Origin of the sequence: Roseovarius amoyensis, from assembly GCF_003260265.1 — a bacterium.
Classification (GTDB): Bacteria; Pseudomonadota; Alphaproteobacteria; order Rhodobacterales; family Rhodobacteraceae; genus Roseovarius; species Roseovarius amoyensis.
Genome location: NZ_QITQ01000003.1, coordinates 16027 through 29151, shown reverse-complemented (window position 1 = coordinate 29151; position 13125 = coordinate 16027). Strand labels below are relative to the sequence as shown.

At 66.8% G+C, this 13125-nt stretch carries 10 protein-coding genes; 5 read left to right on the top strand and 5 right to left on the bottom strand.

What is annotated here, in order from left to right:
- The first annotated feature begins 6 nt into the window (after positions 1–6).
- The 4 genes from DL899_RS03960 (at position 7) to DL899_RS03945 (ending at position 6664) form a co-directional block, all read left to right on the top strand.
- Entirely contained in the window at positions 7–552 is a 546-nt protein-coding gene (locus tag DL899_RS03960; RefSeq protein ID WP_111732911.1) for a DUF421 domain-containing protein, read from the top strand.
- Positions 553–674: 122 nt separating this feature from the next.
- Positions 675–1970, top strand: coding sequence for an O-acetylhomoserine aminocarboxypropyltransferase/cysteine synthase family protein (locus DL899_RS03955; RefSeq protein ID WP_111732670.1), 1296 nt, complete (start codon positions 675–677; stop codon positions 1968–1970).
- Between the two features lie 134 nt (positions 1971–2104).
- Complete coding sequence (locus DL899_RS03950; RefSeq protein WP_111732668.1) at positions 2105–4603, top strand: hypothetical protein; 2499 nt, start codon at positions 2105–2107, stop codon at positions 4601–4603.
- Between the two features lie 120 nt (positions 4604–4723).
- A complete protein-coding gene (locus DL899_RS03945) occupies positions 4724–6664 on the top strand; it encodes a monovalent cation:proton antiporter-2 (CPA2) family protein (RefSeq protein WP_111732666.1) in 1941 nt (646 codons plus the stop codon).
- 6 nt (positions 6665–6670) lie between these two features.
- Here DL899_RS03945 and cobT read toward each other — a convergent pair whose 3' ends face one another.
- The gene (gene cobT / locus DL899_RS03940) at positions 6671–7687 is read right to left on the bottom strand and encodes a nicotinate-nucleotide--dimethylbenzimidazole phosphoribosyltransferase (protein ID WP_111732664.1); all 1017 of its coding nucleotides are present in this window, start codon (positions 7685–7687) and stop codon (positions 6671–6673) included.
- Between the two features lie 75 nt (positions 7688–7762).
- Between cobT and DL899_RS03935 the strand changes: the two genes are divergently transcribed.
- Entirely contained in the window at positions 7763–8524 is a 762-nt protein-coding gene (locus tag DL899_RS03935) for an adenosylcobinamide-GDP ribazoletransferase (RefSeq protein WP_111732662.1), read from the top strand.
- A gap of 135 nt (positions 8525–8659) precedes the next feature.
- Here DL899_RS03935 and DL899_RS03930 read toward each other — a convergent pair whose 3' ends face one another.
- From DL899_RS03930 to DL899_RS03915, 4 genes are all read right to left on the bottom strand, one after another.
- Positions 8660–9169 carry a CarD family transcriptional regulator gene (locus tag DL899_RS03930; protein WP_111732660.1) on the bottom strand — a complete coding sequence of 170 codons (510 nt, stop codon included), beginning with the start codon at positions 9167–9169 and terminating at the stop codon, positions 8660–8662.
- A gap of 300 nt (positions 9170–9469) precedes the next feature.
- Complete coding sequence (gene fdxA, locus DL899_RS03925; protein WP_111732658.1) at positions 9470–9808, bottom strand: ferredoxin FdxA; 339 nt, start codon at positions 9806–9808, stop codon at positions 9470–9472.
- A gap of 52 nt (positions 9809–9860) precedes the next feature.
- The gene (locus DL899_RS03920) at positions 9861–10241 is read right to left on the bottom strand and encodes an RNA-binding S4 domain-containing protein (RefSeq protein WP_111732656.1); all 381 of its coding nucleotides are present in this window, start codon (positions 10239–10241) and stop codon (positions 9861–9863) included.
- 5 nt (positions 10242–10246) lie between these two features.
- Positions 10247–13123, bottom strand: coding sequence for a helicase-related protein (locus tag DL899_RS03915; protein WP_111732654.1), 2877 nt, complete (start codon positions 13121–13123; stop codon positions 10247–10249).
- Positions 13124–13125 lie beyond the last annotated feature (2 nt).

The following is a 13125-nucleotide window of genomic DNA, read 5'->3' as shown; positions in this document are numbered from 1 at the left end:
AACCAGATGCTTGAGATCGAGAACATGCTATTCGACAACTGGGCCGACCTTCTGCGCGTCGTGCTGGTGGGGACGATGGCTTATGGCGCGCTGGTGGCCATGCTGCGGGTTTCAGGCAAGCGCACATTGGCCAAGCTAAATGCCTTCGATCTGGTGGTGACCGTGGCGCTTGGCTCCACCCTCGCGACCATTCTTCTGTCCAAGACCGTGCCCCTTGCCGAAGGGCTGGTGGCGCTGTTTATGCTCATCGGCCTGCAATGGGTGGTCGCCGCCGGTTCCGTCCGCTCGCGCCGGGTCGCGCGTTTGGTACGATCCGAGCCGCAGCTTCTGGTTTACCGGGGCGAGGTCTGTCACGACACGCTACACCGCGAGCGGGTGACAGAGGCCGAACTGGACGCGATCCTGCGCTCGGGCGGGCTTGCCTCGGCGGCGGCTGCACAAACTGTGGTGCTCGAAAGCGACGGCTCGTTCTCGATAACCGCCCGGCACGATGCCGCAAGCACCCGGAAGTTGCCCGCCGGGGCCGAGCGCATGGGCCCGGTCGACAGCTGAAATCCTCGCTGTATGGCGCGGCATCGCGTGCGGTGCCGGGAGCGGCGCAATGCAACAACCCGGTTGTCGGCTCAGCCAACATCGCATACCCCTGTCTGCAACGCAGTCACAGAGGTATCCCAATGTCCGACCAACCGCACAAATTCGGCTTCGACACGCTGCAAATCCATGCAGGCGCCCGCCCCGATCCGGCCACCGGCGCGCGGCAGACGCCGATCTATCAGACCACCGCCTATGTGTTCCGCGACGCCGAGCACGCGGCCGCGCTCTTTAACCTGCAGGAAGTGGGCTATATCTATTCGCGCCTGACCAACCCCACGGTGGCGGTGCTGCAGGAACGCGTCGCCACGCTGGAAGGCGGCGCCGGCGCGGTCTGCTGTTCCTCGGGCCACGCGGCGCAGATCATGGCGCTCTTTCCGCTGATGGGACCGGGATTGAACGTGGTGGTCTCGACGCGGCTTTATGGCGGCTCGATCACCCAGTTCAGTCAGACCATCCGCCGTTTCGGCTGGCAGGCGCGGTTCGTCGACTTCGACGACATGGATGCCGTCGCCGCCGCGATCGACGACGATACGCGCGCGATCTTTTGTGAATCCATCGCCAATCCGGGCGGTTATATCACCGACCTCGACGCCGCCGCAAAGGTGGCCGACAAGGCCGGCATCCCGCTGATCGTCGACAACACCTCGGCCACGCCGTACCTGTGCCGCCCGATCGAACACGGCGCCACGCTGGTGGTGCATTCGATGACCAAGTTCCTGACCGGCAACGGCACCGTCACCGGCGGCGTGGTTGTCGATTCGGGCACGTTCGACTGGTCCGCCTCGGACAAGTTCCCCTCGCTCAGCCAGCCCGAACCGGCCTATCACGGGCTCAAGTTCCACGAAACATTCGGCCCGCTGGCGTTCACCTTTCACGGTATCGCCATCGGCCTGCGCGACCTGGGCATGACCCTGAACCCGCAGGCAGCGCATTACACGCTGATGGGGATCGAGACGCTGTCATTGCGCATGCAGCGCCACTGCGAGAATGCCGAAAAGGTGGCCGCCTGGCTGGAACAGCAGCCGGCCGTGGCCGGCGTCACCTATGCCGGGCTCAAATCCTCGCCCTATCACGAGCGCATGACCCGGATCTGCCCCAAGGGCGCGGGCGGGCTGTTCACCGTGACGCTGAAGGGCGGCTATGACGCCTGCGTCAAGTTCGTCGAGAGCCTGGAATTGTTCAGCCATGTCGCCAACCTCGGCGACACCCGCTCGCTGGTGATCCACCCGGCATCGACCACGCACCGCCAGCTCGAACCCGATCAGCTGGTCGCGGCGGGTGCCGCGCCCGAGACGGTGCGCATCTCGATCGGGATCGAGGATACCGCGGACATCATCGCCGATCTCGACCAGGCGCTGCAAAAGGCCGCCGGCTGATCAGAACGCCGCGCGCGCCATCTGCCGGCATCCGGCAGATTCGCGCGCGGTTTTCCTTTCACCGCTGCCGCACTGGACTCGTTCCATTGCTGACCGGTATACAGTCATGAACTTCTTGGGCTAAAGTCCTAGCGATGAAACCTAATTTCGCCCTGACACTCTCGTTCGACGGGATCGGCCTGCTGCACCGTGTCCAGGGCGGCTGGCACCTTGTGGGCGAGGTCCGGCTGGATGCCGCGGACCTGACCGCCGACCTGGCGGAACTATCCGCGAAGGCACGCGCGCTCAACCCCACCGGGCTGCGCACCAAACTGGTCATCCCCGACGAGCAGATCAAGTACATGGCGTTCGAGACCGCCGAACGCGGCGTCTCGAGGATCGAGGCGCTGGTGCGCGAGGCGCTCGACGGGGCCACGCCCTATGCGCTCAGGGAACTGTCATGGGACTGGTCCGTGCGCGGCAACGTGGTACATGTGGCGGCGGTGGCGCGCGAAACCCTGGCCGAGGCCGAGGAATTCGCCACCGAGCACAAGTTCAACCCGCTGTGTTTCGTCGCCATGCCGGACGAGGCCGCATTCGCCGCCGAGCCGTTCTTTGGCGAGACGAAATATGCCGCCCGCGTGCTTGGCCCCGACGAGGTGATCGACCGCGAGACCGAGATCATCCGCGTCATCGGCGCCGCCCGCCTGCCCGAGCCCGAGCCGGTACCGCCCGAGGCGGCGCCGGGGCCGGTTGCCGGCATGGCAGCCGACGCTGTGGCCGCCCCGGCGCCGCCGCCTGCGCCGGCCCCGACCGGGCCCGCGGCGGAAACGCCAGAGAAGGCCAGCACACCGCCCCCGCCCGCCGATACCCCTGCCGACACAGCGAACGCACCGGAACGCGAAACCGCCCCCGACGCGGGCGCGCCCGGCGCCGGCGGCAAGCGTGGGCGTGGCGGCAAGAAGAAACGCAAGGCAAAACCCGATGCAGCCGCCGGGGCCGGCAGCGTCGACAAGGCGGCCGCCTTTGCCACCAGCCGGGACCACCGCGCGCCGCCGCCGCTCGATGGGGCCAGCCGCGAAGTTCCACTGCCCAAGGCGCGCTTTTCCGCGCCCCCGGCGGTCAAGGAGCCGAATTCGGACACCCAGCCCAAGCTGTCTGTCCCCAAGGCGCCGCCACCAGCGACACCCGCCGCCGCGCCAGTATCCGAGCCAGTATCCGAGCCAGCGTCCGAGTCAGTCAGGCCCCCTGCCCCCGCCGCTTCCACGCCGCCCGGCGACAAGCCCGGCAAATCCGCCGGGGCCGCGATCGGCGCCTTCCTGTCGCGGCGCGGACCTGCCCGGACCAAGGCGCCGGACACCACCGCGCCCCGACCGCCCGCCAGCCAGGTAACCACCCCGGAGCCCCAGCCGCTGGCCAGTTCCGGTACGCTGAACGAAGCGCAGCGCATGACCGTCTTTGGCGCACGGCGCAGCGACGATACCCCCGCCCGCCCGCCGCGCTATATGGCGCTGATCCTGACGGCGCTGCTGCTGCTCTTTCTGGTGGCCGTGGCGGCATGGTCGGCGCTGGTGCTCGATGACGGCGTTTCCGGGTTGTTCCGCAGCAGCGAGCCGGTGCAGACCGCAGCCGACGAAAAACCACCCGCCGACGAACCCGTTGCCGCCCTGCCGGCAGAGGAAAGCAGCGCGCCCGCGGCCACGCGGCCCCAGCCACGCCCCCGCGCCGAAGCGGTAACCGATGAACTGCCCGCCGACGAGGTGCGCGCGCGCTATGCCGCAACCGGCATCTGGCAACTGGCGCCCGACCCGCCCGAGGCCCCCGGCACCACCTCGCGCCGCGACCTCTATCGCACCCAGCCTGACGACCAGCCGCGCTTTGCAGCGCTTTCGGCCGTGCCCGGGGCCGACGCGCTGACGCCCTCACCCCTGCCGCCCTCACCCGGCACACCGCCGCCGGCGCAGGCGCGGTTCGACCTTGACGAACGCGGCTTCATCGCCGCCACGCCCGATGGCGTTGTCACCCCCGACGGCATCACCGTCATTGCCGGCGCACCGCCGATCACGCCGCCGCCGACCCCGCCGCGCGCCAGCGCGGTGGTTCTGGACGATCCTGCCACCGCCGCACCCGAAGCCCCCGAAATCCGGCCCCGGCTGCGCCCCGCATCGCTGGCCGCGCGCGAAGATGACGCCGAAACCGCGGCCGAGACCGAAGCCAATGACGAGGCAACGCCCCCCGATCCGCAGGACGATATAGAACGCGCCCTGCGCGAGGCGACCGAGGAATCCTCGGCCACGTCGCTGCGCCCGCGTCTGCGCCCGGCAAACTTTGCCGCCCGTGTCGAGCAGGTCCGCCAGGCCACGGCAGAGCCCGTGCATGCCGATCAACAGATGTCGGTCCCCATTCCCAGCACGGCCTCGGTCGCCCGTGCCGCAACCGAGACCAACCAGATCTCGCTGCGCAAGGTCAACCTGATCGGCGTCTATGGCAGCCCTGGCGACCGCCGCGCACTGGTGCGGATGGCCAATGGCCGCTATCGCAAGGTCGAGGTCGGCGACCGGCTAGACGGCGGCCAGGTAGCGGCGATCGGCGATGACGAACTGCACTATGTCAAGCGCGGCCGCACCGTGGTGCTGAAGATGCCCAGGGGCTGACGCCTCGCTGCAGGGCAAGCTGACACGGACCCGGGAAAAAACGGCACATCAAGCCGTGCAAATGCCCCACCGCCCTGCCATTATATCGCCACGACAACAGCAATCGAGGTCCGCCATCGCATGGACGGTTTCCTGTTCCAGGCCACCATATTTCTCGCCGCCGCCGTCATATCGGTGCCGCTGGCGGCAAGGCTTGGGCTGGGGTCAGTGCTGGGGTATCTGGCCGCGGGGCTGCTGATCGGGCCGATATTCGGCTTTATCGGCGGGCATGAAACCGAAGAGCTGCAGCATTTCGCCGAATTCGGCGTGGTGATGATGCTGTTCATCATCGGGCTGGAGCTGGAACCCCGCGCGCTGTGGGACATGCGCCACCGCCTGCTGGGGCTGGGCGGGCTGCAGATATCGCTGACCACGGCCGCGGTGATGGCCGGCGGCATGGCGCTGGGCCTGGGTTGGAGCGTGGCCTTGGCCATCGGCATGGTCTTTGCGCTCTCTTCCACCGCGATCGTGCTGCAAACGCTGACGGAAAAGGGGCTGATGCAGACACCCGGCGGGCGGTCGTCCTTTTCCGTGCTGCTGACACAGGACATCGCGGTCATCCCGATGCTGGCGTTCCTGCCGCTGCTGGCGCTGCCCAAGACGCCCGACATGATTTTGGGCGAGACCATCAAGCGCGTCAGCGAAGGCGGCGCGCCGGAACCCGAAGGCGCGCACCAAGCGGCGGTGTCATTCATCCAGAGCCTGCCGGGCTGGGGCGTCACACTGGTGACCGTTGGCTCGGTCGGGGCGATCATCCTGGCCGGTATCTATCTGACAAACCCGGTCTTTCGCTTTATCCACGCCGCCCGGCTGAACGAGTTGTTCACCGCGCTGGCGCTGCTGATCGTGATCGGCATCGCGTTCCTGATGAACCTGGTCGGGTTGTCGCCGGCGCTGGGGGCCTTCCTGGCCGGGGTGGTGCTGGCCTCTTCCGAGTTCCGCCACCAGCTGGAAAGCGATATCGCCCCGTTCAAGGGGCTGCTGCTGGGGCTGTTCTTTATCACCGTGGGCGCGGGGATCGACCTGAACGCGCTGCTGGGTCAGTTCTTTACCGTCATGGGGCTGGCGCTGGCGGTGATCGTGCTCAAGGGCGCGATCCTATATCTGCTGGGCCGCGCCTTTGGCCTGCGGCGGCGCAGCCTGTGGCTTTTTACCCTGTCGCTGGCGCAGGCGGGGGAATTCGGCTTTGTCCTGATCTCGTTTTCCGGCCAGCAGAACGTGATCCCGCCGTCGATGACCGGGCTGTTGCTGTTGGTGGTGGCAATCTCGATGCTGATCACGCCGCTGCTCTTTATCCTCTACGACTGGCTGTCGCGCCGGATGGACGACGGCGCCGAGATCCGCGAACCCGACGAAATAAAGGCCCAGGGCCCGGTCATCATCGCCGGGATCGGGCGTTTCGGGCAGATCGTCAACCGGCTGGTGCGTTCGAGCGGATACAAGACCGTCGTGCTGGACAACGACCTTGGCGCGATCCAGCGGATGCGCCGCTTTGGCATCAAGGGGTTCTTCGGCGACCCGACCCGCCCCGACCTGCTGCACGCCGCCGGGCTGGCCAGCGCGCAGGTGTTGGTGGTGGCGCTGGACGATCCCGACGCAGCCACAAGGCTGGTTGCGTTCGCCCGCCGCAAACGGCCCGACCTGCACATCGTCGCGCGCGCCCACGACCGCACCCATGTGTTCCGCCTGTTCAAGGCCGGGGCCAACGACATCGTGCGCGAACTCTTTGACAGCTCGCTCAGGGCCGGGCGCTATGTGCTGGAAAACATGGGGCTTTCCGAATTCGAAGCGGCCGAGATGGAAAAGATGTTCTACCAGCACGACCGCAAATCTGTGCGCGAGCTGGCAGGACTGTGGGATCCGACCGTTCCGACAGTGAACAACCCCGCCTACATCACCCGCGCCAAGGAGCTGGAGCAGGAATTGCAGACCATGCTATTGTCGCAGCTGGAAGAGCGCGCCGCCGCTTCCGCAGCCCAAACCGACCGTATCGAAGGAATGGCGAAACCGGGCGACACCTGACCCGGCTCAGCCGCCCGCAACGCCCGCTTCGGCAAAGGTCGCCATACCCGAATGGCACGCCAGCGCCCCCTTGAGGATGTTGATCGCCAGCGCCGCGCCCGACCCTTCGCCCAGCCGCATGCCCAGCGACAAAAGCGGCTCTTTCCCCAGGTTTTCCAGCATCCTGGGATGCGCAAACTCGGCGCTCACATGGCCCGCGACGGCGTGATCGAGCGCGCCTTTCTGCGCCCTCTCAAGGCAGGCGGCGGCGGCGGTGCAGATGAACCCGTCCAGGATCAGCGGAATGCGCAGCATCCGCGCACGCACCATCGCCCCGGCCATCGCCGCAATCTCGCGCCCGCCGAGGCAGCGCAGCACCTCCAGCCCGTCGCCCCGACAGGCGGCATTGGCCGCCACCGCGCGCGTCACCACCTGCGCCTTGTGGCTCAGCCCCTCGTCCGAAAGCCCGGTCCCACGGCCGACCCAATCACCCGCCTCGCCGCCATATAGCGCCAGCGCAATCGCGGCAGCGGCGGTAGTGTTGCCGATCCCCATTTCGCCCACAACCAGCAAATCCGTTTTTTCATCAACGGCTTGCCAGCCAATATTCAACGCCTGCACGAACTCCGCCCCGGTCATGGCGGCGCCCTGGGTGAAATCTGCGGTCGGGCGGTCCAGGTCGAGCGCATGCACATCCATGCGCGCGCCGGCCAGCTCTGCCAGCTGGTTGATGGCCGCGCCAACGGCCCGGAAATTGGCCACCATCTGACCCGTCACCTCGCCCGGAAAGGCCGAGATACCCTGCGCCGTGACGCCGTGATTGCCGGCAAAGACAATGACCTGCGGCGTGCGGATCACCGGGCGCGGATCGCCGCGCCAGGCGGCGTACCAGGCGGCCAGGTCCTCCAACCGGCCCAGTGACCCTGGCGGCTTGGTCAACTCGCCGTTGCGCGCCGAGGCGGCACTGCGCGCTGCGCCATCTTCCTGCGGCAGGTCGTGCAAGAGCTGTGAAAACGCCTCGACTGTCCCGATATCCTGTAGCATCCTGTCCCCCGCGGTCTTTCTGACGCTCTCTTACCCCACAGAAACCCGGATTACAGACCGAAAAGAGACTTCGCCATGCCAGGAACCGACCGGCCCGACCTCGACCCCGCCCATATCCGCCAGGCATTGGCGCTGCTCTCGCGCCTGCCGGTGACATCCGGCGGGGCACCGCACGATGCGGCCAGGGCCGCATGGGCCTATCCGGTGGCCGGGCTGATCCTGGGGGGGCTGGCGGCGCTGGCGGGGCTGGTGGCGCACTGGCTGGGCATGGCGCCGGCGCTGACGGCGGTGCTGGTTCTGGGCGTGATGATCCTGTCGACCGGTGCGATGCACGAAGACGGGCTGGCCGACACCGCCGATGGGCTGGGCGGTGGCTGGACCCGCGAACGCCGGCTGGAAATCATGAAGGACAGCCACATCGGCACCTATGGCGTGCTGGCGCTGATCCTGGCTTTTGCTGCGCGGTGGGCGGCGTTGTGGATGCTGTTTCAGGCCGGCCCCGGCCCGGCGGCGGCGGCGATCATGGTGGCGGCGACGGTATCGCGGGGGATGATGCCGGCGCTGATGGCAACCCTGCCCCCGGCGCGCAGCAGCGGGCTGTCGCATGGTGTGGGACAGGTAACACCGGCCACGGCATGGGTTGCCGCCGGCATCGGCATCGCCGCTGCACTGATCCTGACCGGGCTGCAGGCGCCCTGGGCGCTGATCTGGGCCGGCGGGGCCATGCTGGTGATGCGCTGGCTGGCGCAGGCCACCATCGGCGGGCAGACGGGTGATATCCTGGGCGCGACCCAGCAGGTGGCCGAGGTGGCGGTGCTGGCAAGCCTGGCGACATAAAGCATGTCGCATTCAATCAGAAACACCCGGGGCGGGCGTCAAACCGATCTGGTGCGATAGGCAATAACCCCGCGTCCAGGCACGAAAAAGGCCGCACCCACCGGCGCGGCCTTCAATCGTTTCACGGTCCGGCGCTCAGGCGGCGCGCGACACCAGTACCTCGTCGACCTGCTTGGCCGCTTCAACCTCACCCTCGCCGCTGACGGCGGCCACTTCGCGCGTCAGCCGTTCCAGCGCCGCCTCGTAAAGCTGACGTTCGGAATAGCTTTGCTCGCGCTGTTCGTCGGTGCGGTGCAGGTCGCGCACCACCTCGGCAATCGCGATCAGGTCGCCCGAGTTGATCTTTTGCTCGTATTCCTGCGCCCGGCGCGACCACATCGCGCGCTTGACCCGCGCCTTGCCCTTGAGCGTGGTCATCGCCCTGGACACCACGTCGGGGCTGGACAGGCCGCGCATTCCGATCTCGGTCGCCTTGTGGGTGGGCACCCGCAGCGTCATCTTGTCCTTTTCAAAGGAGATCACGAACAATTCCAGTTCGATTCCGGCGATTTCCTGTTTCTCGATCGACACGATCTGACCCACGCCATGGGCGGGATAGACAACATAATCATCGGGCCGGAACTCGGACTTTTTCGATTTGCTCATTCAGTTCTTCCTCACTCATCAGGGGCCGTCGACAACGGAACACGCCTTTCCCCCCACAGGATGAGATCATCCAATGAGCCAACATGTCGGACGCAAAAAGCGTCATCCCCAGTTTGTTGCTCGGGCAGACGGGTCCAGGCGGTTATCTTCAGCTATTTACTGACCATACCACAAATTTCGACATTTCGAAAGCGCAATCACCGCGCCATGCATGCCATGCACCCGCGATCATGGACTGCGTTACGCAGCGTCGTGCCTATGGGCGGCCATTGGGGCCTTGCCGACGCGCACCGGGAGAGTTCAGTTGCCCTCGCCCGGTTTTTCCGAAAAGTACTTTTCCAGCTTGCCTTCTTCGCCGTCGCGTTCCTCGGCTTCGGGCAGCTGATCTTTTTTCGAAACGATGACCGGCCACTTTTCCGAATACTCGCGGTTGAACTCGACCCATTTATCCATGTCGGGCTCGGTATCCGGGCGGATGGCGTCGGCGGGGCATTCGGGTTCGCACACGCCGCAGTCGATGCATTCGTCGGGATGGATGACCAGCATGTTCTCGCCCTCGTAGAAACAATCCACCGGGCACACCTCGACACAGTCGGTGTATTTGCAGGCAATGCAGTTGTCGGTAACCACGTAGGTCATCTTGTACTCTCATCCCATGACTTGTGGCGGTGACCTAATCCAGCCGCGCCGATCATTCAAGCGTGTCGGAACGTCTCAGGTTCAGTTTGCGGCGGTCGCGCTTGGACGGCCTGCCGCCGCCGTCATAGCGCGGCGCGGGCGGCGCGCGGTCATCCGGCAGATCGGGCAAGAGATCGTCATAAAGCGTCTGCGCCTCGGTGGCCGGTCCGCGCCGGGTGGCCAGGGCAAGAATGCGCACCACCCGCACCCGCCGCCCCTGTGGAAAGGTCAGCACATCGCCCAGACCCACGGCCTGTGCGGGCTTCGAAACCTTGCGGCTGTTGACGCGCACATGCCCGCCCGTGACCACCCCCGCCGACAGGCTGCGCGTCTTGAAGAACCGCGCCTGCCAGAGCCATTTGTCCAGCCGGGCCTTTTGCGGCAGTTCGTTCACCGGCGTCAGGTCTTATCCCTGAGCCCCATCAGCGCCGCGGCAAAGGGGTTGTCGGGGTCGATGCGGTCTTTCTTCTCGGGCCGGGCCGAATAGGTGCGTGCGCCCTTATGCTCGGGCTTGCCACCCGGCTTGCCCCTGGGCTTGCCGCCGGGTTTGTTGCCCGGCTTGCCACCCTTGCGGCCGCGCGGGGCCTTGTCATCCCTGCCCTGCGCCTGGCCAGGCCGGGCGTTTCGGGCGCGGCCCGCCCAGGTGAAGGTATAGAACACTTCCTGCTCGGGCTCTGCGGTTTCGGCCGGGGTGGCCCCCGGCGGCAGTTCATCATCGGGGGTGGCGGCGATATCGGGCGCAACCTCGGCCGGTTCGGTCGGTTCGGCGGCCAGCGGCGCTTCGCCCTGATCAGCGATTTCCTCGACAACCTGTTTGGCTGTCTGGGTCTCCGCAGCCTCGGCCTCTGCCCCGGCTGCGGCATCAGCGGGCGCGTCCACAATCGCCTGATCCACCGGTTTCACCTTTTCGCGTTCACCACGCTCGGCGCGGTAGCCAAGGCCGGTCATCAGACCGGCGAACTGTTCCAGCGTCATGCCGGTGATCGACAGCATGTCGGCGGTCGCCTCGAACCCGGCGCGGCTGTCCTGGGCACGCAGCATGTCAGCCAGCCGTTCCAGCATGTCGATACGGATCGCCCGCTCGCCGGCGGCACGATAACCGGCCATGGCGAAATAGCCCTCGGGCTGGCCGGTGCCGGCGGGTACGGTCACCAGACCCGGCGGCGGCGCCTCGGGGAACTCGTCCAGCCCCTTTTGCAGGCCCCACAGCACCAGCCGCAGCCGCGTCGGCCCGGGTTTCAGCAGCAAGGGCATGAAGATCGTAAACTGGCCAAAGCGCACGCCATGCTTGCGCAGCTGGCCGCGCGCCTCCTGGTCCAGCGCCTTGACCTCTGCTGCCACCGCGCCGCGCGGGATGATGCCGAAATTCTCGATCAGACGGAACCCGAAACCGCGGGCCAGACCCGACAGCGTTTCGTCCTTGCTGATCGCGTTCAGCGGCTCGAACAGCGTGGCAATCTTGCGGTCGATGAAATGCTGCAGCCGGCGTTCGACCTTGGCGGTCACGTCCGGGCCTGCGGCCTCGTCGACAAAACCCACGGCGCGCGGCGTCAGCGGATCGCTGCCCTGCACCAGCTTGCCCACCGCCGAGCTGCCCCACATCAGGCCGCCTTGTTCGGTGAAATCTATCTCGGTATCGGGGGCGTTATAGAACCGATCCGCGCGCAGATGGAAATGCGGCGCAAGCGCCTGCAGCCCGGCCTGTTCGACGGTCTTGGCCTCCTGCCCCGCTGCGGTCTTGTCGCGGACGAAACGGAAACCTTCGAGACGGCCAACAAATTCGCCCTCGACGGTGACTTCGCCGGTATCGTTCACTTCGGCCACGATGGCCTCCTTCTGTTTGAGCCGCCGCATAAGCACCGAGGTGCGCCGGTCCACGAATCTCTGGGTCAGTGCGCCGTGAAGCGCATCCGACAGCCGGTCTTCTACCGCGCGAGTCGCCTCGCGCCAATGGCTTTCGTCATCAACCCAGCCCTTGCGTTGCGCGACATAGGTCCATGTTCGGATATAGGCCAGCCTCTTTGATAACGCGTCAATACCGCCATCGGTTCTGTCGATACGGCGAATTTGCTCGGCGAACCAGTCGCGCCGGATGCGGCCATGCTGGTGCAGGTCGCAAAATATGGTACCCAGCAACCCGGCATGTTCGGCGTGGCTGATGCCGCGAAAATCGGGGATGCGGCAGACATCCCACAACAACCGCACCGAGGGCGCATCGGATGCGCGCGCGCGGGTTTCCGCCTGCGCCGCCAGCGTGCGCAGTGCCGCCATGTCGTCGGCCTCTCGCGCGCGGGTCAGGCGCTCGTCCTCGGGGCGCTCTTCGAGCGAGGCAATCAGCGCATCGACATTGCCGAAGACCAGCCGCCGGTTGCGCCATTCCAGCTTGCGGACAGGGGCAAAGCGGTGATCGACGATCGCCTGCGCCACCTCGCCATCAAGATCGGGGGCCTCGCCGGTCACGCCGAAGGTGCCGTCGCGCATCCCCCGGCCCGCACGCCCAGCGATCTGGGCCAGCTCGTTGGGTGCCAGCGTCCGCATCCGGCGGCCGTCGAATTTCGTCAGCGCCGAAAACGCGACGTGGTCGATATCCAGGTTCAACCCCATGCCGATGGCGTCGGTCGCAACCAGGTAATCGACATCGCCGTTCTGATAAAGCTCGACCTGGGCGTTGCGCGTGCGCGGGCTGAGCGCGCCCATCACCACCGCCGCGCCACCCTTTTGCCTGCGGATCAATTCGGCGATGGCATAGACGTTTTCGACCGAAAACCCGACGATGGCGCTGCGCGGCGGCATCCGCGAAATCTTGCGCGGGCCGGTATAGGAGAGCTGCGACATGCGTTCGCGGTGCAGAAATTCCACCCCCGGCACCAGCGCCGCGATGGCCCCGCGCATCGTTTCGGCACCCAGGAACTGGGTTTCGTGCTGCCCGCGCATCTGCAACAGCCGGTCGGTGAAGACGTGGCCGCGCTCGGGGTCGGCGCAAAGCTGGATCTCGTCGATGGCGACGAAATCGGTGCCCAGCCCCTCTGGCATCGCCTCGACCGTACAGACCCAGTACCGCGCGCGGTCGGGCACGATGCGTTCCTCGCCGGTGACCAGCGCCACCACCGAAGGGCCGCGCACCGCCTTGATGCGTTCATAGACCTCGCGCGCCAGCAGCCGCAACGGCAGGCCGATCACGCCGGTGCGATAGCCCAGCATGCGTTCGATGGCGTAGTGGGTCTTGCCCGTGTTGGTCGGGCCCAGCACCGCCAGGACCCGGGATCGTTCGGCCATTC

Coding starts and splice junctions, on each gene's coding strand:
- DL899_RS03960 (WP_111732911.1), top strand. CDS start 7: ATGCTTGAGATCGAGAACATGCTATTCGACAACTGGGCCGACCTTCTG.
- DL899_RS03955 (WP_111732670.1), top strand. CDS start 675: ATGTCCGACCAACCGCACAAATTCGGCTTCGACACGCTGCAAATCCAT.
- DL899_RS03950 (WP_111732668.1), top strand. CDS start 2,105: ATGAAACCTAATTTCGCCCTGACACTCTCGTTCGACGGGATCGGCCTG.
- DL899_RS03945 (WP_111732666.1), top strand. CDS start 4,724: ATGGACGGTTTCCTGTTCCAGGCCACCATATTTCTCGCCGCCGCCGTC.
- cobT (WP_111732664.1), bottom strand. CDS start 7,687: ATGCTACAGGATATCGGGACAGTCGAGGCGTTTTCACAGCTCTTGCAC.
- DL899_RS03935 (WP_111732662.1), top strand. CDS start 7,763: ATGCCAGGAACCGACCGGCCCGACCTCGACCCCGCCCATATCCGCCAG.
- DL899_RS03930 (WP_111732660.1), bottom strand. CDS start 9,169: ATGAGCAAATCGAAAAAGTCCGAGTTCCGGCCCGATGATTATGTTGTC.
- fdxA (WP_111732658.1), bottom strand. CDS start 9,808: ATGACCTACGTGGTTACCGACAACTGCATTGCCTGCAAATACACCGAC.
- DL899_RS03915 (WP_111732654.1), bottom strand. CDS start 13,123: ATGGCCGAACGATCCCGGGTCCTGGCGGTGCTGGGCCCGACCAACACG.